At 33.0% G+C, this 23608-nt stretch carries 25 protein-coding genes; 21 read left to right on the forward strand and 4 right to left on the reverse strand.

Features of this window, described 5'->3' with window-relative positions; genetic code table 11:
- Window positions 1-369: 369 nt before the first annotated feature.
- The 8 genes from MXE27_RS08945 (at window position 370) to afpA (ending at window position 5165) form a co-directional block, all read left to right on the forward strand.
- Complete coding sequence (locus MXE27_RS08945; protein ID WP_248612084.1) at window positions 370-651, forward strand: ArsR/SmtB family transcription factor; 282 nt, start codon at window positions 370-372, stop codon at window positions 649-651.
- Between the two features lie 55 nt (window positions 652-706).
- Entirely contained in the window at window positions 707-1015 is a 309-nt protein-coding gene (locus MXE27_RS08950; RefSeq protein ID WP_248612085.1) for a DUF8036 family membrane protein, read from the forward strand.
- Window positions 1016-1676: 661 nt separating this feature from the next.
- Window positions 1677-2726, forward strand: a complete 1050-nt coding sequence (locus MXE27_RS08955; RefSeq protein WP_248612086.1) for an ABC transporter permease — start codon at window positions 1677-1679, stop codon at window positions 2724-2726.
- A complete protein-coding gene (locus MXE27_RS08960) occupies window positions 2719-3378 on the forward strand; it encodes an ABC transporter ATP-binding protein (RefSeq protein ID WP_248612087.1) in 660 nt (219 codons plus the stop codon). Before MXE27_RS08955 ends, MXE27_RS08960 begins: the two co-directional genes overlap by 8 nt.
- Window positions 3379-3564: 186 nt before the next feature.
- Window positions 3565-3873, forward strand: a complete 309-nt coding sequence (locus MXE27_RS08965; RefSeq protein WP_248612088.1) for a DUF8036 family membrane protein — start codon at window positions 3565-3567, stop codon at window positions 3871-3873.
- 35 nt (window positions 3874-3908) lie between these two features.
- A complete protein-coding gene (locus MXE27_RS08970; RefSeq protein WP_248612089.1) occupies window positions 3909-4193 on the forward strand; it encodes a winged helix-turn-helix domain-containing protein in 285 nt (94 codons plus the stop codon).
- 38 nt (window positions 4194-4231) lie between these two features.
- A complete protein-coding gene (locus tag MXE27_RS08975; protein ID WP_248612090.1) occupies window positions 4232-4516 on the forward strand; it encodes a DUF8036 family membrane protein in 285 nt (94 codons plus the stop codon).
- Window positions 4517-4595: 79 nt separating this feature from the next.
- Window positions 4596-5165, forward strand: coding sequence for an archaeoflavoprotein AfpA (afpA, locus tag MXE27_RS08980; protein ID WP_248612091.1), 570 nt, complete (start codon window positions 4596-4598; stop codon window positions 5163-5165).
- A gap of 49 nt (window positions 5166-5214) precedes the next feature.
- Here the strand turns inward: afpA and MXE27_RS08985 are convergent, their stop codons facing one another.
- Complete coding sequence (locus MXE27_RS08985) at window positions 5215-5547, reverse strand: hypothetical protein (RefSeq protein ID WP_248612092.1); 333 nt, start codon at window positions 5545-5547, stop codon at window positions 5215-5217.
- A gap of 98 nt (window positions 5548-5645) precedes the next feature.
- Here MXE27_RS08985 and MXE27_RS08990 point away from each other — a divergent pair, with 98 nt between their 5' ends.
- Window positions 5646-6482, forward strand: a complete 837-nt coding sequence (locus MXE27_RS08990) for an isocitrate lyase/PEP mutase family protein (RefSeq protein ID WP_248612093.1) — start codon at window positions 5646-5648, stop codon at window positions 6480-6482.
- Window positions 6483-6509: 27 nt separating this feature from the next.
- Here MXE27_RS08990 and MXE27_RS08995 read toward each other — a convergent pair whose 3' ends face one another.
- Complete coding sequence (locus MXE27_RS08995; RefSeq protein WP_248612094.1) at window positions 6510-6992, reverse strand: adenosine-specific kinase; 483 nt, start codon at window positions 6990-6992, stop codon at window positions 6510-6512.
- 343 nt (window positions 6993-7335) lie between these two features.
- Between MXE27_RS08995 and MXE27_RS09000 the strand changes: the two genes are divergently transcribed.
- The 7 genes from MXE27_RS09000 to gatE all read left to right on the forward strand — a co-directional run bounded on the left by MXE27_RS09000 (window position 7336) and on the right by gatE (window position 16159).
- Window positions 7336-7890, forward strand: a complete 555-nt coding sequence (locus MXE27_RS09000) for a helix-turn-helix domain-containing protein (RefSeq protein WP_248612095.1) — start codon at window positions 7336-7338, stop codon at window positions 7888-7890.
- Between the two features lie 39 nt (window positions 7891-7929).
- Entirely contained in the window at window positions 7930-9603 is a 1674-nt protein-coding gene (locus MXE27_RS09005; RefSeq protein ID WP_248612096.1) for an AMP-binding protein, read from the forward strand.
- A 63-nt stretch (window positions 9604-9666) separates the two neighbouring features.
- On the forward strand, window positions 9667-9945 hold the full coding sequence (locus tag MXE27_RS09010; protein ID WP_248612097.1) for a 4Fe-4S dicluster domain-containing protein: 279 nt from the start codon (window positions 9667-9669) through the stop codon (window positions 9943-9945).
- Between the two features lie 2 nt (window positions 9946-9947).
- Window positions 9948-11003 (forward strand): 3-methyl-2-oxobutanoate dehydrogenase subunit VorB, encoded by a 1056-nt coding sequence (locus tag MXE27_RS09015; RefSeq protein WP_248612098.1) that lies wholly within the window; start codon window positions 9948-9950, stop codon window positions 11001-11003.
- Window positions 11004-12461, forward strand: a complete 1458-nt coding sequence (locus tag MXE27_RS09020; protein ID WP_248612099.1) for a 2-oxoacid:acceptor oxidoreductase family protein — start codon at window positions 11004-11006, stop codon at window positions 12459-12461.
- Between the two features lie 485 nt (window positions 12462-12946).
- Window positions 12947-14257 carry a Glu-tRNA(Gln) amidotransferase subunit GatD gene (gene gatD, locus MXE27_RS09025; RefSeq protein ID WP_248612100.1) on the forward strand — a complete coding sequence of 437 codons (1311 nt, stop codon included), beginning with the start codon at window positions 12947-12949 and terminating at the stop codon, window positions 14255-14257.
- Window positions 14258-14296: 39 nt separating this feature from the next.
- Window positions 14297-16159, forward strand: a complete 1863-nt coding sequence (gene gatE / locus MXE27_RS09030; protein ID WP_248612101.1) for a Glu-tRNA(Gln) amidotransferase subunit GatE — start codon at window positions 14297-14299, stop codon at window positions 16157-16159.
- A gap of 25 nt (window positions 16160-16184) precedes the next feature.
- Here gatE and MXE27_RS09035 read toward each other — a convergent pair whose 3' ends face one another.
- On the reverse strand, window positions 16185-16607 hold the full coding sequence (locus MXE27_RS09035) for a hypothetical protein (protein WP_248612102.1): 423 nt from the start codon (window positions 16605-16607) through the stop codon (window positions 16185-16187).
- A 199-nt stretch (window positions 16608-16806) separates the two neighbouring features.
- Between MXE27_RS09035 and trxB the strand changes: the two genes are divergently transcribed.
- Window positions 16807-17718, forward strand: a complete 912-nt coding sequence (gene trxB, locus MXE27_RS09040; RefSeq protein ID WP_248612103.1) for a thioredoxin-disulfide reductase — start codon at window positions 16807-16809, stop codon at window positions 17716-17718.
- A 71-nt stretch (window positions 17719-17789) separates the two neighbouring features.
- Here trxB and MXE27_RS09045 read toward each other — a convergent pair whose 3' ends face one another.
- The gene (locus MXE27_RS09045) at window positions 17790-17936 is read right to left on the reverse strand and encodes a hypothetical protein (protein ID WP_248612104.1); all 147 of its coding nucleotides are present in this window, start codon (window positions 17934-17936) and stop codon (window positions 17790-17792) included.
- A 109-nt stretch (window positions 17937-18045) separates the two neighbouring features.
- Here MXE27_RS09045 and MXE27_RS09050 point away from each other — a divergent pair, with 109 nt between their 5' ends.
- The 4 genes from MXE27_RS09050 to guaA all read left to right on the forward strand — a co-directional run bounded on the left by MXE27_RS09050 (window position 18046) and on the right by guaA (window position 23602).
- On the forward strand, window positions 18046-18621 hold the full coding sequence (locus MXE27_RS09050; protein ID WP_248612105.1) for a GMP synthase subunit A: 576 nt from the start codon (window positions 18046-18048) through the stop codon (window positions 18619-18621).
- Between the two features lie 104 nt (window positions 18622-18725).
- Complete coding sequence (locus MXE27_RS09055; RefSeq protein ID WP_248612106.1) at window positions 18726-21407, forward strand: PEP/pyruvate-binding domain-containing protein; 2682 nt, start codon at window positions 18726-18728, stop codon at window positions 21405-21407.
- A gap of 169 nt (window positions 21408-21576) precedes the next feature.
- The gene (locus tag MXE27_RS09060) at window positions 21577-22461 is read left to right on the forward strand and encodes a DUF7065 domain-containing protein (protein ID WP_248612107.1); all 885 of its coding nucleotides are present in this window, start codon (window positions 21577-21579) and stop codon (window positions 22459-22461) included.
- A 214-nt stretch (window positions 22462-22675) separates the two neighbouring features.
- The gene (gene guaA / locus MXE27_RS09065; RefSeq protein ID WP_248612108.1) at window positions 22676-23602 is read left to right on the forward strand and encodes a glutamine-hydrolyzing GMP synthase; all 927 of its coding nucleotides are present in this window, start codon (window positions 22676-22678) and stop codon (window positions 23600-23602) included.
- Window positions 23603-23608: the final 6 nt, after the last annotated feature.

A 23608-nucleotide genomic window follows, 5' to 3' on the forward strand; every position in this document is an offset into this window, starting at 1 on the left:
TATATCTTTACCATTCTTAATTAAATCCATTTAATAGAATTAAAAAAATGAATTAATACTTCAATTTTTATAGAAGCAACACACAACCATACGATGATATTTTTTAAAGTATTTAATCAATTATTTTAAAAATTAGAATTTATGAAAGTTAGGTATTTCCAAACTATCAACAATATATTTACCCATAATAAGTATTTATTTAGAAAATTAGCCCATATCGTCATGTTACACATCATTAATAATCACGTACTCCGAGAAACAAAAATATTAATATTAAATCACCATATTATTGTTAAGATCAGATATTATTTTGATTGATTGCTATTTTGAAAATTGGATATTAAAAAAACATGCAAAAAAGGGGTTATCATGAAAAAAATATTTCTTTGGTGGTTAATTGCTGGCACAAAAGGTGGGAAAAACCGTGCTAGGATTATAGACGAACTGAAGAAAAGGCCCTATAATGCAAATCAATTAGCAGAGAAACTTAATTTAGATTATAAAACTATTCGACACCATATTGGAGTTTTAGAGGAAAATGATTTAGTTAAATCAAGTGGGGAAAAATATGGAACTTTATATTTTCTCTCAGATAAAATGGAAGAAAATTTTTCTGTTTTCCAGGAAATATGGGATCAATTTAATGAATAGATGTTAAAAATTCCTGAAAATTAATATATGATTAAGATAAAAGAAGGTAACTAACATGTCAACTGACGCTGGATCAATTTTTCGACTAATATTAATATATTTACCTGTAATTACAGGAATCATAAACATCTTTTTCTTATTAGGAATGTTATTAATTTACGGGGAAAGATACAAAGAAGTAAAATCCAAATTCACTTCTATTTTATTATTCTTTGCACTGCTTCTTATATTACAAAATGTTTTGTTTACCATATACTTCCTGGCTTTTCCACCAGGACGAATTCTTTATGCATTACTACCTACTATTTACGCCGGCCTTGAGTTAATGGCTCTGGCGCTTCTTTTAAGGATTACATTAGATTGATATTATAATAAAAACAGTATATATCTATTAAATCCTAATTTCTTTTAATTACAATATTACGGAAAAATAGCCTGAACGTATAAAATAAATGCATGAGAAGAAATGTGAGTTTTATCATGATAGCACATGATATGACTGTGGCTTCAACTGCAGATAGGACCATAAAAGTTCTGGATGGAACATTCAGAACTGATTTTTTTATTTTATATCGATATAATCGAGAATAAATGGTTTTTAAATCTATTTTAATATAAAAAAATCTACATTTTCAATTTAAAGAAGCTGTTTATTATTTTATTTAATTCTTTTCAACACCCCTAACTTTACTGTCTCCAATTTTTAGTCTTTTTTCTAATTTACATGGGGTGAATTTGGGTGTAAAATAGATAAAAAATTGATAGAAACTTGAGCGAATTTATCGAAAAAGTTGACTTAAACTTGATTAAATCTTGGAAAAATTATTTTTAAATGGTTAATCAACAATTAGGATAATTAAAAATTATTAGGGGTGATTTACATTTATTATAATTCTTAAAATAAAATCTGTCCCGAAAATCAAAGCAATTATTTTGACAACTTAAATTTAAAAATAAACCTTAAAAAAGTTCAATATTTAAAAAAGAGAATTAAATATTTAAATATACTAAATCCGGGCGAAACCATGGACATTTATAAATTAGCTTTTAAAAATATTCGTAGAAAGCAGCTGAGAAGTGCATTGACCATGCTGGGGATAATAATAGGTACTGCAACCATCGTATGTTTATTAGGAATTGTTTCAGGATCAACCTCAGCTCTAGAAGATGAAACAAATGCATATATGTATGATATAATTGTAACACCTTCTGCTACAACTGGGACCTATTTTTTAGATCCAAAAGCTGTGTCGAATGTGAAAAATTCCACAGGTTTGTATGATATAAAAGAAACTACCAGTATGCAGACGTATGTAAACGGAAAATTAACGACAATAACTGGAATTAATAATTGGAAAGAAGTAGATTTGAAAAAGGGTAACTCAGGAGTTGTTGTAAGTTCGACAATGGCCAAAAAATCAAAATATGGTATTGGAAAAAAAATCAAAGTTAAAAATAGAGAATTTATCATAACCGGCATCTCTTCAAAAGATCAAGAAATCATTTTCATCGATCAAAGGGCAGTTAAAGAACTAGCTGGAAATAAAATCAGCACAATTACTGCAAGAACAAAATTAAGTGCAAAAAAAGAAGCTAAAACTTTAAAAAATAATGTAGACGAAGTTACTGTATCAACAAAATCAGATCAGGTGAAAAAAATCCAAAAAAATGCAGACAAGGCTCTTTTCATTATCGGGACAATAGCCGGTATCTCTCTTTTAGTAGGAATAATAAGTGTGGTAAATACTATGCTTATGAGTGTTATGGAAAGAACAAAAGAATTAGGCATATTAAAAGCCATTGGTTTTACTAACCGGCAAATAAAAGTAAGTATTCTCCTGGAATCTGGTTTTTTAGGGCTTACTGGATCAATTATTGGAGTTATACTAGGAGTTATTGGAATTTTGGTTGTGGCCAATATGACTGATTTTACACAATATCTTCCCCAAATGATGCCAGTATGGTTAATATCAGGATCAATTTGCGGTGCTACATTATTAAGTGTTTTAGCCGGCCTTTACCCTGCAATTCATGCATCTAGATTAAATGTTGTGGAGGCTTTAAGATATGAATAATTTAATTGAATTTAAAAACGTTTTTAAGACGTATTATATGGGTGATGAAAAAATTAATGCACTATCCGGTCTGAATCTTTCACTCAAAAAGGGGTCATTCACCGCATTTATGGGCCCATCAGGTTCTGGTAAATCAACTTTTTTACATATTGCCGGAATACTGGATAGGCCAAGCAAAGGATTATTTAAAATTAATGGTAAAGAAACAAACAATATTTCTAACAAAGAAGAATCTTTACTTAGAAGAAAAGAAATTGGATTTATATTCCAAAGATTCAATCTCTTACCTCAACTATCGGCACTAGAAAATGCAATGTTACCTATGTTGAAACCAGATACTGAAAAAGCAGAAGATATGCTAGACATGTTCGGTTTAAATAAGAAATATCATAAACGGCCCAACCAACTTTCAGGTGGAGAACAACAGCGTGTAGCTATAGCAAGAGCATTAATCAATGATCCATCCCTTATTTTAGCAGATGAACCAACTGGAGAACTTGATACTCATAATACTACCTCAATAATGAAAATATTAAATGAATTGAATGAAAAAGGAGTGAGCATAATACTGGTTACTCATGATAAACGAATAGGTGAATTTGCAGATAATATTATTTATCTCAGAGACGGTGAAATAGTCGATAATGTGTGAAATATTTTATTAAAAAATACCGGGTGAAAAAATCTAAATCTAATTATTAGATTTTACTTTCGGAAATTATTTTTTTAATAAATTTAGAAAAGAATAATCATTAAATCAAATAAGATTATTCAAAGGAAATCCAAAAATTAATTAGAGATAATGAGTTCAAACTAATTAATTATAGGGAGAATGTATATGCTATTTGGATCACCAGATTTAATTACTGATTTAATTGTTATTAGTACTGTTTTCCTGGGTATTGGAACTATAATATTACTTTTAATATTATTATACATTTACTGGGGAAGCTTTAAAGAAATCAGGTCAGAATATACCATTGGTTTATTATTTTTTGCATCTACTTTATTACTACAAAACATATTACTAACTGCCAGCTACTTCGCTTCATCACTTAATCATTGGTTTGAAGGTATTCCAGGTTTTAGTATAGTTGTACTTGAATTTATTGGGTTATTTATTTTATTAAAGATTAGTTGGGAATAATTTAAAAATTTTAGTAATTTGTAAGAGGGTTTTTCATGAAAAAGTTTTTATGGTGGTTAATTGCAGGCACGAAAGGAGGTAGAAATCGTGCCAGAATAATTAATGAGCTAAACGAACGGCCATATAATATACATCAACTTGCAGAAAAGCTAGAATTAGATTATAAAACAGTTAAACACCATATGAATGTATTAGAAGAAACAGATATTGTTATATCAAAAGGAGAAAAGTATGGCAGGCTTTATTTTCTATCAGATAAAATGGAAAAGAACTATGATATTTTCCAAGAGATATGGGCACATTATCAAAAAACTAGTTAGAAAATAAAATTTATAAAAACTAAAAAAGGGTATTTAATATGGCTCTAATTTCACCAGAATTAATAAATATTCTAGCTTCAAATTTATTTAGAATATTGGCACTAGGTAATATAATCTTATTATTAGGATTAATCTATACTTACAAAAGAAACCATAACGAATTTAAGTCTAAATACACTTCAGGATTACTATTTTTTGCAACAGTTTTCCTATTGCAGAATATTATAGTATTTATAGCACCTTCTGCCAGAGGCATAGTATTTTATTCATATATAACCCTGGAGTTCATTGCCCTGGCAATATTACTTAAAATCAGCACTTAAATAAAAAAATTTTGTTTTTCTTTTTTGGATGATACTGCTGCGAAAAATAAATTAACAATAATTTATATATACTATCCTCATGACTGGTGCTAAAAAAAGAATTGCTTGGGGAATTACTGGTGCTGGGGAAAAACTTCCAGAAACTTACGCCATAATGAAAGATATTAAAGAAAAATATCAGGACGATGTGGAAATCCGTGTTTTTATTTCCAAGTCGGGAGACCAGGTAGTCAAATATTATGGCATATTCCGGGATTTAGAAACCAGTTTTGATAATGTGTGGGTGGAAATAAATGCTAATTCACCATTTCTTGCAGGGCAAATCCAGTTAGGTAAATTTGATTTCATGGTGATTGCGCCGTGTACTTCCAATACAGTAGCCAAGATTTCCCTTAGGATTGCAGATACTCTGCTTACCAATGCTGCAATTATGGGTCAAAAAGCGGGAATACCATTGTATATTATGCCCTCTGATTTTAAAGAAGGAGTTGTAGTAACTAGGCTGCCTAATGGTAAAGATTTAGAACTTGAAATTACTAAAGAAGATGTTGAACACGTGGAACGCTTAAGTAAGATGAAAAATACCCATGTATTTGAACACCCGGACCATATATACGAAATACTTTCCAAACATGTTCGATCAGACTGAGGTGACCTAATTTATTTATTTTTAATTAAGGAACTGGAATATAAAACTATTATTGCAACTCCTGTAAGTTGACTTTATATGTGAAGAAAAGGACCCCAACATCATCAGATTCTTCCTTTAAAGGCCCTGTACCTTTAAAATAATATTCAACATCTCCTGTATCCCCTATACTCATTTTCAATGGTTCCATATCAGTCATTGATTCAAAAAAATCTTTTATTCGTAAAATTTCTTCTTCATATGACTTAAAATTCACTGTTAAGGCTCCAGCTGATCTTAAAGTTAGTGTAAGATAATCTTGTTTAACTTCTAGTTTTACATCTTCAGATTTCTTAGCCCCACTGGTTTTTTTAAAAACTACATATTCCTCTAAATTGCTCATCATAATTTCCCCTTTTTATTTGTATAAAATAATATACATTTAAAAACATATAATAATTTTTAAAATATTGAACTGCCTTTTTTTAAGGAAGTAATATTATGAATAGCAGCATTCTAAAAAAGTTGATAAAGTCTAAAGAAACCTTAATCATGCCCGATGCATATGATCCACTAAGTGCTAAATTAATTGAAAATGCTGGTTTTAAAGCAGTTCAATGTTCAGGTTACAGTTTTTCGCTGGTTAATTGTATTAAAAAAGAAGTTAACCTTTCTTTAAAACAAAACCTTGAAATCACTTCTAAAATTGTAAGTTCGGTTAGTATCCCGGTTATGGGTGATGCAGAAGATGGATATACCAATGCCCAGAAAATAGGAAATACGGTAGTGGAATTTATACGTACCGGTGCTTCTGGAATGAATATTGAAGATCAAATTCAAAATGAACTTCCAGGGGTTCAAATTGTAGATCTTATTACCATGACCGAAAAAATTCAAAATGCGAGGAATGCTGCAGATAAAATAGATCCCGATTTCATAATAAACGGCCGTACAGATGCCTTAAAAGCAGGAGAAAATAGATCAGAAAATCTCTCAACTGCCATAAAACGTGCTAATGCATATTTGAACGTGGGAGCCGATTTAGTTTTTATACCTTATGTAAAAACACTTGAAGAAGCTGAGATTATTTCAAAAAGAGTTAAGGGCCCGGTTAGTATAGCTATTGGTTTACCTTATAACATTAATAATTTATCAATTAATGATTTAAAAGAATTAAACATTGCTAGAATCAGTTTACCAAATCTATTGATCCATTCTAGCATTCATGCTATGAAAAATGCATTAAACCATATAAATAATGATAAAATCTCTGATCTGTCAAAAAAGAAGTTGATATCTTCTTCTGAAGAGTTAAATAAATTAATAAAACATTTTTAAATATTGGATAAAAAAAGAAAAAATGAATTAAAATTTGTATCCAATATCTCGCAGGAATTTACGGCGATTTAATATATCTTCTTCAGATTCAATGCCTTGGGGAATTGATCCATCTATAACTCCTATTATTCCTCTCCCCTGTTCACTTTCTACAATTAATATTTCTACTGGATTTGCTGTGGCGCAGAAAATGTTTACAACTTCAGGTATATCTTTAATTCGTTGAATGATATTTATGGGAAAAGCGTCTTTTAAATAAATTAAAAAAGAGTGGCCGGCCCCAATATCCATCATTTTTTCACAAGCCATTTTTTCCAGGTCTTGGTCATTGCCAGCATATCTTATTAAACAATCACCTGATGCTTCTGCAAAAGCCAACCCAAATCTAGCTTGAGGAACTGTGTTCACAATGGATTCGTAGAGATCTTCAACTGTTTTTATAAAATGACTCTGGCCTAAAATTATATTCATTCCTTCTGGAACATCCAGCTTTACTTTCTTTATTTCCATGAATATTCACCTTTTAATATTTATCTAATTAATCTTAGAAACAATTTATGTAAAGTATTCAAAAAAATAAGATTAACCCGAAATAATTCTAAAAAACTGTTCTTAATAGACATCTTTATATATAAAATAAAATAATTCATCATTAATAATCATTACATATTTTATTATAGTTACATGCAATATTTTCCCATATATTCAACCAATATTGAACAAAAATTATCATTTTTAAATATTTAGACCAATATAATTCTATTTGAATATTTTATATAAAATATCAAATCTATTAGAATTACCCTGTGATAAAAATTAGTATTCATACGAGTGATATTTGAGGTGTTAATAAATGCAAGAGAAAACAAAAGAAATCGGCTCCAGAGTAATGGAACTTAGGGAATTATCTGAAATAAATCCTGAAGAAATGGCCGATTACTTAAAAATACCTGTAGATACCTATTATAAATATGAAAGTGGGGAAGAAGATATTCCTGCCAGCATTTTATATGAAATTTCTCATAAATTCAAGGTAGATATGGGTCTTCTTCTCACTGGAGAAGAAACCAGAATGCATATTTTTTCAGTGACCCGTAAAGAAAAGGGTGTTGCAGTAGAAAGAAGAAAACAGTACAAATATGAAAATTTGTCTGAGAGATTTATTCACAAAAAATCAGAACCTTTTATAGTCACAGTTGAGCCTCGAGAAGATGGAAAAAAGCCTTCCACTAATAGTCATCCTGGACAGGAGTTTAATTACGTCCTTGAAGGCCGTATGAAAATTTACATACACCATCATGAAATAGTTCTAAATGAAGGAGATTCCATATTCTTTGATTCTAATTATAAACACGCTATGGAAGCTTTAGACAATAAACCTGCTAAATTTTTAGCAATTGTTATGTAAACTTCATTAATTAATTATATTTATTAAAGAGGTATTCGTATGTCTTCATTATTAAATGATTATGTTAACAAAGTAGATTTCGAATCTTATCAAGATTTCAAAGACAATTTCAAGATATTCACACCAGAAAACTTCAATTTCGCCTATGATATTGTAGATGTTTATGCCCAAAAATATCCCGACAAGGTCGCACTGGTATGGTGTAATGACCAAGAACAAGAAAAAATTTTCACTTTTTCCGATTTAAAAATATATTCCGATAAAGCGGCTAATTTCTTTAAAAAATGTGGAATTGGTAAAGGAGATACTGTGATGCTAACATTAAAAAGCAGATACGAATTCTGGTTCTGCATTTTAGCATTGCATAAAATAGGTGCTATTACCATACCCGCCACGCACATGTTAAAATCAAAAGATATTATCTACCGAATAAATGAAGCAAGTATCAAAATGGTGGTATGTATTGGGGAAAATGGAGTCCCACAAAGTTTTGATGACGCTGAAAATGGATTAGAGTCCCCCATTATTAAATCAATTGTAAGTGAAGAAAACCGCGAGGGATGGTTAAATTTCAGAGAAGAAATAAAAAAATCATCCTCAGAATTTGAAAGGCCCAAAGGTATAGATGAAAGCAAAAATGAGGATATATGCCTAGTTTATTTCTCATCTGGAACCACAGGAATGCCTAAAATGATTCAACACGATTTTGCTTATCCTTTAGGACATATAATAACCGCAAAGTTCTGGCAAAATGTCCGAGCAGATGGTCTCCACTACACGGTAGCAGATACTGGTTGGGCAAAGGCCATGTGGGGCCAAATATATGGCCAATGGATTTCAGGAAGTGCGGTATTTGTTTACGATTACGAACGTTTTGATGCTAGAAAAATGCTTGAAAAATCATCCAAATATGGAGTTACTACCTTCTGCGCTCCACCCACAATATACCGCTTCTTGATTAAAGAAGATTTATCCAAATATGATTTGTCATCCATTGAATATGCAGTGACTGCAGGTGAGCCATTAAACCCCGAAGTATATAACAAATTCTATGAACACACTGGTTTAAAACTCCGGGAAGGATTTGGACAGACAGAATGTGTTGTGTGTATTGCAAATTTTCCCTGGATGGAACCAAGACCTGGATCCATGGGTAAACCGTCTCCAGGATACAATATTGAATTATTAGATCGTGACTGTAACCCCGTAGATATAGGAGAAGAAGGAGAACTGGTGATGAACACCAGTAAAGGAAAGCCAACAGGCCTGTTTGAAGGATATTATCTTAACCCTGAAAAAACCAAAGAAGTATGGTATGACGGTTATTATCACACGGGAGATACTGCCTGGATGGATGAAGACGATTATTTATGGTTTGTCGGAAGAACTGATGATATGATAAAAAGTTCAGGTTACCGTATTGGCCCATTTGAGGTAGAAAGTGCTGTGATTTCACATCCATCAGTCCTGGAATGTGCTATCACAGGATATCCTGATCCTATAAGGGGGCAGGTAATTAAAGCAACAGTAGTACTTACTAACGATTATGAGGCTTCTGATGAGTTGAAGAAAGAAATCCAAAATCACGTGAAAAAGGTTACAGCACCATATAAATACCCTAGAATAGTGGAATTTGTAGATGAACTGCCAAAAACCATAAGTGGAAAAATTAGAAGAGTTCAAATCAGAAGTGAAGATCAGGAAAAACTCTAATTTAAAATTATAAACAATTTAAAAAAATTAAAATCACAAACATGAGTTTCAAGAAGGATTAATATGTCTGAGACTGCAAAAAAACGAGAACCTTACCCCGTTATCAATATAGAAGAATGTAAAGCATGCGATCGCTGTATACTTGCTTGTCCTAGAAAAGTACTGCAAATGAGTACTGAAATCAATACAAGAGGGTACCATTTCGTAGAATACCAGGGAGAGGGTTGTAATGGATGTGGAAACTGTTATTACACTTGTCCTGAACCACTGGCTATTGAAGTGCATATACCTCAAAGAAAACGAAGTCATAAGTTTTCAGATGATGTTAAGGAGGAGGAATAAACATGGCAACACAAATGGTTAAAGGAAATACAGCAGTGATTATTGGAGCCATGTACGCTGGTTGTGATTGTTATTTTGGATACCCAATTACACCTGCTAGTGAAATACTCCATGAAGCATCTAAATATTTCCCTATGGTTGGAAGAAAATTTGTACAAGCTGAATCTGAAGAAGCCGCCATAAATATGGTTTATGGTGGAGCAGCAGCAGGCCACAGAGTAATGACTGCCTCATCCGGTCCAGGTATTAGTTTAAAACAAGAAGGAATATCATTCCTTGCAGGTACTGAACTTCCGGCAGTTATTGTTAATGTGATGAGAGCCGGCCCGGGTTTGGGTAATATCGGACCAGAACAAGGAGATTATACTCAAATTGTGAAAGGAGGGGGGCATGGTAACTATCAAAACATTGTAGTTGCCCCTAACAGCGTGCAAGAAATGTGTGATCTGACTATTAAAGCATTTGAACTGGCAGATAAATACCGAAACCCAGTTGTCGTCCTTGCTGATGGCGTTTTAGGTCAGATGGCGGAACCTCTACATTTTCCAGAAGATGCTGTACAACACACTATAGATACTTCCCGTGCAGTTTGTGGAAATAAGGAAACCATGAATAATCTGGCTACTTCTATTTTCCTCGATTTCAATCAACTTGAAGATTTCAACTTTACAATTCAAGAGAAATATCAGAAGATAAAAGAAAATGAAGTAGAATTTGAAGAGTATATGGTTGATGATGCGGATATCATCCTAGTTTCTTATGGAATAAGCAGCCGTATCTGCCGCAGCGCAGTTGATGAATCAAGGTTACTAGGAATCAAAGTAGGGCTTTTAAGACCTATCACATTGTTCCCTTTCCCAGAAGAAAGATTGTCTGAGTTAAATGAGCATAATCAATGCAAATTTGTTTCAGTTGAAATGAGCAACGGACAAATGCTTCAAGATATCAAAATGGCTATTAACTGTCACAATGTAGAACTGGTTAATCGTATGGGTGGGAATATGATTGAATTAGAAGACATCATGACAAAGATCCATGAAATCACAGGAGACAAATAAATGCAACCTTCCAAAAAATCAGACGAACTGGTTGAAAAAGTTATTAAAAAACCAGACTCCATTAATGACGTTTTTGAAAGAAAAGGTGGAAGTGCTCCAACAGCTACTCATTACTGTGCAGGTTGCGGTCATGGGATATTGCACAAACTTATAGGTGAAGCGCTGGATGAACTTAATATTCAAGAGCGTTCTGTAATGATTAGTCCAGTGGGTTGTGCAGTTTTTGCCTATTATTATTTTAACTGCGGTAATGTTCAGGTGGCCCATGGAAGAGCACCTGCTGTTGGAACAGGAATTTCAAGAGCAGAAGATGATTCTATTGTTATGTTATATCAAGGTGATGGAGATCTGGCATCTATTGGACTGAATGAAACCATTCAAGCCGCTAACCGAGGGGAAAAATTAGCAGTTTTCTTTGTTAATAACACTGTTTATGGAATGACTGGAGGGCAAATGGCACCCACCACTCTTTTAGGTGAAGTTACGGTAACCTGTCCTCAGGGAAGGGATCCTCGTTTTGCAGGATATCCTCTGCACATGTGTGAACTATTGGATAATTTACAAGCCCCTGTTTTTATTGAAAGAGTTTCTGTATCAGATATTAAACACATTCGAAAAGCCAAACAAGCCGTGAAAAAAGCACTTGAAATACAGCGCGACGGTAAAGGATATGCTTTTGTGGAAGTACTCTCACCATGCCCTACTAATCTCCGTCAAGACGCATTAGCAGCTGAAAAATTCATAAATGAAGAAATGGAAAAGGAATTTCCTCTACGCATATTTAGAGATTACGCACATGAAGTTGAACCATTATATCGTGGGGAAAGTGATTTCTCCAAAAGTTCGCTTGATAAAATATTTCATTTAAAAGAGGACAGTACCCCCGATCCCATTGATGATCCAGAATATAAAGAAAAACATGTGAAAATTGCAGGATTTGGAGGTCAAGGCGTTTTAAGCATGGGCCTGACATTAGCTCAAGCAGCATGTGCAGAACGCAGGCATGTCTCATGGTACCCCTCATATGGTCCCGAGCAACGAGGAGGTACTTCCAGTTGTGCCGTAGTAATCTCTGGAGAGATGATTGGTTCTCCAGCAGTACAAAAGCCAGATATTTTAATTGCATTTAATCAGCCTTCTCTAGAGGAATTTGCAGAGGAAGTTCGGAAGGGAGGAGTTATTATATATGATTCTGCTTCTGGAGAATTTAATGCTCCTAAAGGCGTGGATAAAATTGCAGTTCCAGCTATGAAAATAGCAAAAAGTATGGGTGTGAAAAGAGCCGCCAATACTGTAATTTTGGGTGTTTTAATGCATTTGGGACGTAGTAATCTTTCTAAAAATGCATATAGGGAAGCAGTTAAACACACTTTCTCTTCAAAACCAAAGCTCATTGATATAAACCTCCAAATATTAGAAGCCGGTGCTCAATGGGCACGGGAAAATATAGAATTATAAAGATTTAGTTTAAATTAATAAACTAAATTTAAATTTTTTTAAGATTTATAATAGTATAATAATTTAATTTTACATAAAAACAGTTTATGGCAAACTAAATAGACCTAAAATAATTATAAATATTACTGCAAAAACAATTGCAAAAAATCCACCCATTCATCCTGAGCAGCTCTTTTTTCATCTTCCATAATACGTACCCCCAATTCATTATTAATTCTTATTGAATTAGATTAGTATTAAATATTTGCCTAGTGTAAATAATCACACTAGAGAAAATTATTATATTTATTTTATAATTTCAGAAAGTTAAAAATCTAAAACACCCCTAAACAATGAGCTAAGTCCACTGATAATTAAAAATTTTTTCATGACACCTATACAAAAATAGTATAATACAGTAACAACTAATCAGATTAAGGGAATTTCAACTAACTTATAATAAGTCTGCTTTTTGGAAAGTTTTAAAGATCAAAAAGAGGGATATCATGAATTATCAAGGATTTGCTGAAAAATTATTAAAATCATTGAATGTGTCAATTGGAGATACCTTAAAAATTGTTAAACCAGATATATCCTATGAAGGAATGTTATTGGATAGATCAGAAGATGCTGATGATCAACACTTAGTTCTAAAATTAGAAAGTGGTTATAATATTGGTATAAACATCTCTGAAGCAACAGTAGAAATTATAAAGAAAAGTGATAAACCAAAAATAGAGCTTCCATCATTAAATATTAAAAAAGACGATGTAAAACCCAATGTTTCCATTATTTCAACTGGAGGTACAGTTGCTTCAATAATAGATTATAAAACAGGAGCTGTGCATCCGGCATTTGATGCTGAAGACCTTATACGTGCCAACCCTGAGCTCTTAGAGTATGCTAATATTACTGGAAAGTCAATACTAAATATTCTAAGCGAAAATATGAAACCAGAGTACTGGGTAAAAGCAGCTAATTCTATAGCAGATGAGATAAGTGATGGTTCATATGGAGTCGTAGTAGCTCATGGTACAGATACTATGCATTATACTGCGGCGGCATTGAGTTTTATTTTAGAAACTCCAGTTCCCATAATAATTACTGGAGCCCAAAGAAGTTCGGATCGTCCATCATCTGATGCATTTTTAAATTTAATAAACTCAGTATCGGCTGCGAAATCTGATATAGCGGAAGTTATGGTTTGTATGCACGGCACCAGTAATGATTCAACATGTTATCTTCATAGAGGTACCAAAGTAAGGAAAATGCACACATCTCGAAGAGAAACATTTAGAAGTATAAATACCACACCATTAGCTGAAATAGAAAATGGTGCATTAAAAATAGATTCAACAAAATCATTCAAAAAGAGGAATGAAGTTGAATTAACTATAAAAGACAATATAGAACCAAAAGTTGCTTATATTAAAAGTTTCCCAGGTATTCAAAGTGAAATAATAGATTATCATTTAGATAAAGGTTATAAAGGTATTTTACTGGAGGGCACTGGTCTTGGTCACTGCCCGGAAAATATGGTTTCTTCATTAGAAAGAGCAACAGATTCAAATGTGCCGGTGGTTATGACTTCCCAATGTCTTTATGGGAAAGTAAATATGAATGTTTATAGTACCGGGCGGAAAATCATGTCTGCAGGAGCCATATCTGGAGAGGATATGCTCCCTGAAACTGCTTATGTTAAATTAATCTGGGCTTTAGGTCAAAGCGATAAATTAGATGAAGTTAAAAAGATTATGATTACTAATATAGCAGGTGAAATGGAAGAAAAATCCTCGATGGATTATTTTCTAAATTAAGAATTTTATGCGTATATTAAATTTTATGCTGGTGATTTAATGGATTGGGATGAATTAGGACTTAAAATGGGATTAGAAATACACCAACAACTTAATAGTAAGAGTAAACTTTTCTGTCCTTGCAGCTGTGATTTAATTGATGATGAAGCTGATTTTGAAATTGTTAGAAATTTGAGACCAACTCAAAGCGAGCTAGGTAAAATTGATAGGGCTGCATTTGAAGAGGCTCGGAGAAAATTACATTTTATTTATCAGGCATATTCAAATGAAACTTGTCTGGTGGAAGCAGACGAAGAACCACCACATCCTTTAAATGAAGAAGCTTTAGAACTGGCTATGACTATTGCTTCTCTTCTGAATATGAGAATTGTTGATGAATTCCATACCATGCGAAAACAGGTTATTGATGGAAGTAACACCGGAGGTTTTCAGCGAACCGGGCTTGTAGCTACCCAAGGTTATTTAGAAACTCCTCATGGGAAAGTTGTAATTGATAATCTCTGTTTAGAAGAAGACGCCGCTCGAAGAATTGAAAATAAAGAGGAAGGAGTTGTATTTAGATTAGATAGATTAGGAATTCCTCTGGTGGAAATCACTACTGATCCCTCAATTCACCACCCAGAACAGGTCAAAGAAGTTGCATATCAATTGGGGCAGGTGTTGAGAAGTACTAAAGTGAAAAGAGGTCTTGGGACCATTAGACAAGACTTAAATATATCTATAAAAAAAGGCGCCCGTGTTGAAGTTAAAGGTGTTCAAGACCTGGACTTAATGCCCACCATTGTAGAAAGAGAAGTTCAGCGCCAGCTAAAACTTGTGGAGATTAGAGATAAACTAATTAAAAGGAATGCAAAAATTCCAAACAAAATATATGATGTTAAATCATTATTTAAAGATACAAAATCAAAAATCATAGCCAGTGCCCCCAGTGTAATGGCTATTAAATTAGAAGGATTTAATGGATTAGTGGGTATCGAAATTCAACCAGGAAGAAGACTTGGAACAGAATTTTCAGGATATGCTAAAAAATTAGGAGTTTCTGGAATATTCCACACAGATGAATTACCTGCTTATGGAATCCAGCCCGAAGAAGTTGAAAATCTGAAAAATGCAACTAATGCATCCCCAGAAGATGCAGTGATCATAGTGGCTCATGAGAAATATATTGCCTGTTCTGCACTAAAAGAAGTTCAACGCAGGGCAAAAATGGCCTTAGACGGAGTCGTAGAAGAAACAAGAAAAGCATTAAATGACGGAAATACTGAATATTTAAGACCTCTTCCCACATCCAGCAGGATGTATCTAGAAACCGACACCCCATTATTTGTGATTAATAGAGAATACGTTGAAAAAATTAAATCTAACCTACCCGAGCTACCCCAAGAGAAGAAAGAAAGAATTATTAAGCAATATGAAATCAGTGAAGATTTAGCAGGCCAGTTAGTTAGAAGAAACAAGGTAGGGGATTTTGAAGAAATATTGGGTCAATTAGATGTTGATAAAACAGTTGTTGGATCCATACTTGCTTATTCTCTTAAAGAACTTAAAAGAGACGGGCATGATGTTGAAAATCTTGATCTTTCTCTAATTGTAGATACTTTAAAACTTTTAGAAAATGGCAAAGTATCTAAAGATGCTCTTGCTCAGATATTGGGTTACGTGGCAGATAATAAAACCACACCATCCGATGCAGCACAAGCATTAGATCTAATAATGCTAACTGAAGATGATGTGGCATCCATTATTGAAAAAATAATCAGTTCTAACTCCAAAATGGTTGAAGAAAGAGGAATGGGTGCTATGGGGCCCCTTATGGGTATGGCTATGAAAGAATTAAAAGGAAAAGCGGATGGGAAATTAGTGAATAAACTTTTAAAAGAAAATCTTCAAAAATTCATGTGATAATAAATCCACATTCCTCCTTTTTTTATCCAGCCCAAGCAAATAATAAAATTACAATTCCTCCCACCAAGTTTAATAAAAACCAGCTTATTTTTCCAGATGTGCTTCTGTATTTATACCCTCTTTTCTCTTGTTTAGTACTCCAGAAGTAAAAACTGATACTGTGATATATGAAAATAACTCCAGGTATCCATGCTAACTTGAAACTCCAGGATTGGTCTAAGATTAATCCAAAGCCAATTATTAAATATAACCAGCCGATACAAAGATCAGCCATTGCAATACCATACTCATAGTCCCTGTATTCAGGCAATATATTTTTCTCAGCAATTCCTAACTTAACTGCTTTTTCCCAATTGATAAGACTAATAAATTGGCCAACAAAATGAAATATGAAACCAATCAGCAAGATTAGAATTCCTGCCACTATATTTGAATATGCAATCATTGTATTTACATCCCCCATACTCTTTTAAATCAGGACTATCCCATTAATTTTTATTTACATGTAGATCCCTGATTTCATACTATTATTTTTATATATTCATTGCTATATTTCATAGTATAATTAACACTGAATTCATTTGAATCTAAAAAATTTTATGAATAAAACTATTAACCCCTATTAAAAAATTAGGAATGATAAAATGGAAGAATACGATATTATAATAATCGGAGCCGGACCGGGAGGTATAACTGCAGGAATATATGCTGGAAGGCAAGGCACAAGTACCATTATGTTAGAAAAAGGCCCTGCTGGTGGTTTAGGTTTAGAAGTGCCTCTGATGGAAAACTACCCCGGCTATGAAATGATTGCGGGTATGAGTTTAATTGCCGAGATGAAAAAGCAAGCCCTGAAAACTTCTACACTACAAGAGATGGAAGAAGTAAAATCATTGACCCTAAAAGGGAATTTATTCCATGTTAAAACAGTTAAAAGAGAATATACTGCTCATGCAGTCATATTAAGTACAGGGAGCCGGCACAAAAAGCTGGACGTTCCTGGTGAAAAAGAACTTCTGGGAAGAGGAGTATGTTATTGTGCTACCTGTGACGGACCATTATATGCTGGTAAAAAAGTATTGATGGTTGGCGGTGGGAACTCCGCTGCTCAAGAAGCAATATTCCTTAAAAATATTGGGTGTGACGTCATTTTAGTTCATCGAAGGGATCAATTACGTGCAGAGCAATATTTACAAGACCAACTTAAAGCACAGGATATAGATATTATATGGGATAGTGCAGTTGTAGAAATTAAAGGCGATCCATTTGTTGAAACAGTTACCCTGAAAAATTTAAAGACTTCCCAAATAACTGAGCAAAAAGTGAATGGTATTTTTATATCCATTGGTGACGAACCCATAAATCAACTGGCCAAAGAGTTGGGTGTAGAACTAGACACTGCAGGATACATTATAACAGATAAATTCCAAAGAACCAATATAAAACACGTATATGCTGCAGGAGATGTAACTGGAGGATTTAAGCAGTGGGTAGTAGCTTGCAGTGAAGGAGCCGTTGCAGCCATGGCCGCATATAACGATTTACAGAAATTGTAATTATTTAAAAAAGATATTAAATTTCAAAATAAGAATAATTTAAAAAATAAGAGATAAAAAAGGATTGCGTTTTAATCTGAGCCACCTTTTAAAAAGATATAAATTACATATGCTATGATCAGCACTATGATAATAGGCAGCAACCACCATAATACATAAAAAGCCACCACGGCTAATATAAGGGCAACTATTATGTATATCAAATCTCTAATTTCCATATATAATATAATTGTAAATTTTAGTATAAATAAATTTCTCTAATTATTACTGGAAAAAATTAGTATTAACTCTTATTTATGCATATAAAACATTAAAAGAGGGAAAAAAATGAAAATACTGGTTGTAAATAATCACGGCCAATATAATCACCGTATTCATCGAACATTGCACTATCTAAAAATTCCATCAGAGTTAGTTTCTAATGAGCTTTCTCTAGAAGAGATTAAATCTAAAGACCCCATAGGTATTGTACTGGGTGGCGGTCCTTCCATTGAAAGATCCGGGAATTCTATTGAGTATATAAAAAATTTAGAATTACCCATATTAGGGATTTGTCTGGGTCACCAGCTTATTGGAAAGGCCTTTGGAGGGGAGATATCTACTGCAGATGCACAAAGCTATGCACAGATTGAGCTAGAAATCATAACCGAAAATGACATATTCCAGGGCTTAGGTCCAAAAATGAATGTGTGGGCATCTCATAAAGATGAAGTTAAACAAATGCCCTCAGATTTTGATGTTCTGGCAAAATCCGATATATGTAGTGTTGAAGCCATGAAACACCAACAAAAGCCAATTTATGGAATCCAATTCCATCCAGAAGTACATCATACCGAAAACGGACCCCTTGTTTTTGAAAACTTCTATGAAGCTTGTAAAAGATACTCGAAATCTATTGAGTAAATAAAAAAAGATTAAAAGAATTTAATAATCTATTTTTTTAAAGAACATTTAACCGTGAATATTAGATTGAAATATTAACCTTAAGTATTAGCTGCAGGGATAGCATGGCGAATGAAAAGCATTACATCATAGACCTTCACGAAAAAGATTTTTCCATAAAAAAAATTGGAGGCAAAGCAGTTAATCTAGCCAAACTATCATCTGCAGGTTTTAATATTCCTCCAGCATTCATTGTTTCAGTAGAATCTTATGATGCATTTATTAAAAATAAATTAGAAAGCGAAATATCTAAAATTCTCAATTCAATTGATTTTAACAACGAAAAATCGATTTTTAAAGGATCTTCTTCAATAAAAAATTTAATACTAAACGAACAATTCCCTCCAAACATGTTTTTAGAGATCTCTGCAAAAATAAACGATCTTTCTGATGGGTATTATGCAGTTAGGTCATCTGCTGTAGCTGAAGATCTTCCAGATGCCAGTTTTGCTGGACAGCAAGATAGTTTTCTAAATATTAAAAAAGAAGATATTTTAAAAAAAATCGTGGAATGCTGGGCATCTTACTGGAATCACCGTGCCATCAAATACAGACATGATTCATCCATTGGGCATTTAGACAGCGAGATAAATGTTGCAGGAATAGCAGTAATAGTGCAGAAAATGGTCAATGCAGATATAAGTGGGGTGACATTCACCACCAACCCCGTTAATGGTAATGATGATATTGTAGTTGAATCCACCTGGGGTTTGGGTGAATCTATTGCATCAGGAATAGTTACCCCTGATATTTTTGTTATGAGTCGTGATGGAACTATACTTGAAAAAAATATTAAAGAAAAAGAAAAAGGCTATTTCCTCAAAAATGGTGAAAATGCATTAATTGATATTAATGAAGAACAGATGATGAAATCCAGCCTTAACAATGAAATACTGAAACGTTTATTAAAAATTGCCCTTAATCTTGAAAAATTCTTTAATCTGGCACAGGATATTGAATGGGCCATTGAATGTGGAAAAAGTCCTGAAAATCCTCAAATTTATATTCTTCAATCAAGACCTGTAACCACATTAAGTGATACCTCAGATAAAGACGATATTTTATGGACACGAGCATATGGGGATGAATACTGGGCTGATGCTACAACACCCCTTTTTTATGATGTAATGGGTAAAATGCTTACAGATTATGTTAATCATGAAGGCGCCCGTATAATGGGATATAAAGAAATAACAAACACTAAACTTTTAAAACTCCATAAATCAAGAGTTTATTTCAATACTTGGGTTTTAGAAAAAGCTTTTTCGTATTATCCCAAATTTGCAAGGTCTAAAGAGTTATTAAATTATTTCCCCCTTGAAGATCAAGAGAGAATATCCCGCTATCCATCAATACTACACAAAACATTAATATCTCAGATTTTAGTTGCTATTCGCGATCCAGATGGTATGATGCATCGGACAAATAAGGCCTATCTAAAATGGGCTAATGACTTTATGGAAAAATGCAGAGATTTTGATCAAACTGATTTATCCACACTGAGTGACTCGGATTTACTTCCTATTTATGATGATATTGAAAAATCGGGAATCAAACACTATCAATTGATAAGATATGGTATGGTTTCTCATTCTATAGCCACTAATCTTATGATAAAAAACTGGTTGGTGAAGTGGTTGGATGATAAAGATGGATCTCTTTATGCTGGTTTAATTTCAGGTTTAGATGATAATAAAACAGTGGAAATGAATATACGATTTTCTGATTTAGCTCAAATCATGAGAAAAGATCATTACTTATTACAAAAAATAAATGCCACCCCGGATTTAAGTTCTTTAGGTCAGACCGAGATTGAAGAATTGATCTCAATTAATGATAATTTTAAGAAAGATTTTGATTTGTTTATTGAAGATTACGGCCACAGATCCAATACTCGTGAAATATTGTATCCACGTTGGCAGGAAGATAAAGCCTACGTTTTAGAGGTTATTAAATTACTCTCCTCATCTGATTTGGATTTAAGAAAGAAAGAATTGGAAAGTCAAAGACATAGAGCTGAAACTGAAAAAAAAGTTTTCACTAGGATAAAAAAACAGAAAAGGGGTTATTTTAAAGCTAAAATATTTTCTGTGGTTTTAAATTTAGCTCAGACCTATTTAACATTCCGGGAAAATCAGAGATTTTATTTAGACCACCTGCTTTTCCGTCAAAGATTAATACTCAAAGAAATGGCAAAAAGATTGGTTTTGAAAAAAATTATTGCTGAAATTGACGATGCTTTTTTCCTTCATGAAAAAGAATTATTTTCTTTTTTTGATGGAGTTTCATCGGATAAAAGCATCCTTGAACTAATGGATGAAGTTCTTAAAAGGAAAAAGGAATTTTTTAGATACAAATCATCTCTTCCCCCTAAATTTTTAAAAAATGGAATCGAATTTGACGATACGGTTATGGAATATGGTAAAAATGCAGTTTACGGTGCAGCAGCAAGCCCCGGGACATTCCAAGGCATAGCTAGAATAATTGAATCCATTGAAGATCTTTCAAAACTTGAAGAAAATGAGATCCTCATTACCAGTAACACTGACCCTGCATGGACTGCAATCTTTTCAAAAATAGGTGGTCTTATCACAGAAACCGGAGGGATACTATCACACGGGGCCGTAATTTCCCGTGAATATAGGATACCAGCTGTAACTGCTGTTAAGGGAGCCACTAAAATTTTCAAGACAGGGAATGAATTAATTATAGATGGTAACGAAGGTACGGTTTATAAAAAAGAGTAAATGATTAAAGGTTATCATCATTTACATCGCATTCCTCACCATCCCGGACCATCCATATATTTTTAAAAACGCAACCCATCATAATATAAAAAATATTATCATTATATGGAATAGGTAAAATTATCCCTATTTAGAACAAAAAAAGTAAGATATGAATCGGAGCAATAGTATGGTTGATTTAGAAACTCTTAAGAAACAAGAAGAATGGAATGAAAGCTATTATTTTAATTTTCATGACCAGAAAAATGATTTAACCGCTTTTATGCGCATTGGGAATAAGGTTAATAAAAATGAGAAATCAATGTTCTTCTACTTAATGTCACCTAACTTGACTGCTGGAGTTAAATTAGAATCCCCCTGCGATTCTAAGCCGTTAAAAATTGGTGGTTTAGATTATGAAGAAATTGAACCCAATAAATGGAAAATTAAATATGATGGCCCTATTTTTAGTCCATTAAATAAAACTAAATTTAAGGTTAAAATGGATATTATTTGGGAATCTTTAAATCCAATCATGGATTATGTGGATTGTGTTGATGAAAAACAAACAGAATTATCATCGAATGTGGCATCCGAACACTATGAACAATTTGGAAAAGCGTCTGGCAAAATTGAAATTGATAGTGAAAAATTTGAGATTGATGCCTTGGGAGAAAGAGATTTAAGTAGGGGAATAAGGGCTTGGGATTCTCCTAAGATGTGGATGTGGATTAATTCCCATTTTTCTAACCATGAATCTTTTAATATAACAAAACTTTCTGTAGAAGAAGGAGATATAGACGCAGGATATTTTTACACAGGTTCAAAAAATGTAGCATTAATAAAATCAGATATATCACTAAAATTTAATAATAAAATCCCTTATAAATTTTCAATGACTTTATTTGACAAAAAAGGATGTGAATACCTGGTAAAAGGAGAAGTGGTTCGATTTGGAATGATTCCCATTGATGAAAAAATGTTACTTATAGAAACTCTTTCCAGATATAATTGGAATGGTAAAGAGGGTTATGGCATAGCCGAGTTTTTAATTCCCAATACACCAGAAAATTAGTACTATAAATAAATAGTAACTTGTTAGAATCAATTCCCATTCTTTAATTTTAATAAAATTTTGCTTTTATTTACGTGCAACATTTATATAATTAACAGATAAAATAGTGTAAAATATTTAGATAAATTAATTTAAAATGAATTAAAAACAATACTTTAATAAAAATTATTTTATCTTTTTATAATAATTAAAATTTATATATTTGGTGAAAAACATGTTAAATCCATCTGATTTTATTAAAGAATCGATTGAAGGAATTAAAAAAACTGTTGGGGACGGAACAGCTGTAATAGCACTTTCTGGTGGTGTTGATAGTTCTGTGGCATCAGTATTAACTAAAGAAGCGTTAGGAGAAAATTTAATTGCAGTATTTGTGGATCACGGTCTTTTAAGAGAAGGTGAAGCAGAATATGTACAAAAAACATTTGAACCACGTCTTAATTTCCGTTATGTTGACGCTTCAGAAGAATTTTTAGCTGCCCTCGATGGAGTAAGTGATCCTGAAGAAAAACGAAAAATCATTGGGGAAATATTCATCAATGTATTTGAACGGGTGGCAGAAGAAGTTGATGCTGAATTCTTGGTACAGGGAACCATTGCCCCAGACTGGATTGAAAGTGAAGGGGATATCAAATCACATCACAATGTAGCCTTACCACATGGGTTGGTTTTAGAACTTATTGAACCTATAAGAGAACTCTACAAAGATGAAGTAAGGATTATTGGAAGCGAATTAGGGCTTCCCAATGAAATGGTTCTTCGCCAACCATATCCTGGCCCCGGCCTAGCAGTTAGAGTAGTTGGTAAGCTAACTCCAGAAAAAATCGAAATTTGTAGAAAAGCAAATGCCATAGTTGAAGAAGAAGTTCATAAAGAAAGTTTAGATGAAACACTGTGGCAGTATTTTGCTGTTTTAACAGATACTAAAGTTACTGGAGTAAAGGGAGATATCAGGGATTACGGGTATCTAGTAGTACTAAGAATGGTTGAATCTATGGATGCTATGACTGCAGATGTTCCAGAACTACCATGGAAAATGGTCAAAATAATATCCAGAAGGATCACTGCTGAAATACCGGAAGTAACACACGTAGCACTTTCCGTAAGTGATAAACCCCCAAGTACTATTGAATTTGCTTAAGAAAAA

It is taken from the genome of Methanobacterium alcaliphilum (assembly GCF_023227715.1).
Lineage (GTDB): Archaea > Methanobacteriota > Methanobacteria > Methanobacteriales > Methanobacteriaceae > Methanobacterium_E > Methanobacterium_E alcaliphilum.